Source organism: Maribellus luteus, assembly GCF_003576475.1.
GTDB classification, from domain to species: Bacteria; Bacteroidota; Bacteroidia; order Bacteroidales; family Prolixibacteraceae; genus Draconibacterium; species Draconibacterium luteum.
On sequence record NZ_QWGR01000063.1, the window covers coordinates 1 to 837 of the forward strand.

The 837-nt window shown below is 63.3% G+C and carries 1 protein-coding gene; it reads left to right on the plus strand.

From position 1 onward, the window contains the following. Positions 1-117: 117 nt before the first annotated feature. Positions 118-837, plus strand: a 720-nt coding sequence (locus D1614_RS27930; protein WP_119440472.1) for an elongation factor Tu, incomplete at its 3' end; no start/stop codon positions are given.

Genomic DNA, 837 nt, shown 5'->3' on the forward strand with positions numbered 1-837 from the left:
ACCTTTACGATGCAGTTCGACCACTACGCAGAAGCACCCGCCAACGTGTCGGCGGAAGTCCAGAAGAAGTTTGCTTGATTGTCGTTGATACCAGTCAACGACTGAACGGAGAGTCAAATGGCCAAAGCAAAGTTTGAACGTAACAAGCCGCACTGCAACATCGGCACCATCGGTCACGTCGACCATGGCAAGACGTCGCTGACCGCGGCGATCACCAAGGTGCTCGCCGAAGCCGGCGGTGCGACGTTCACCGCGTACGACCAGATCGACAAGGCGCCGGAAGAGAAGGCGCGCGGCATCACCATCTCGACCGCGCACGTCGAGTACGAGACGCCGAACCGTCACTATGCGCACGTCGACTGCCCCGGCCACGCCGACTATGTGAAGAACATGATCACGGGCGCGGCGCAGATGGACGGCGCGATCCTGGTGGTTTCGGCCGCTGACGGCCCGATGCCGCAGACCCGCGAGCACATCCTGCTGGCGCGCCAGGTCGGCGTGCCGGCGCTCGTCGTGTTCCTCAACAAGTGCGACATGGTCGACGATCCGGAGCTCCTTGAGCTCGTGGAAATGGAAGTCCGTGAGCTGCTCTCGAAGTACGACTTCCCGGGCGACGACATTCCGATCGTGAAGGGCTCGGCCCTGGCGGCGGTTGAAGGCCGCGAGCCGGCGATCGGCGAGGACCGCATCCTTGAGCTGATGACGCAGGTCGACGCCTACATCCCGCAGCCGGACCGTCCGATCGACCAGCCGTTCCTGATGCCGGTCGAAGACGTGTTCTCGATCTCTGGCCGCGGCACCGTCGTCACCGGCCGTGTCGAGCGCGGCATCGTCAAG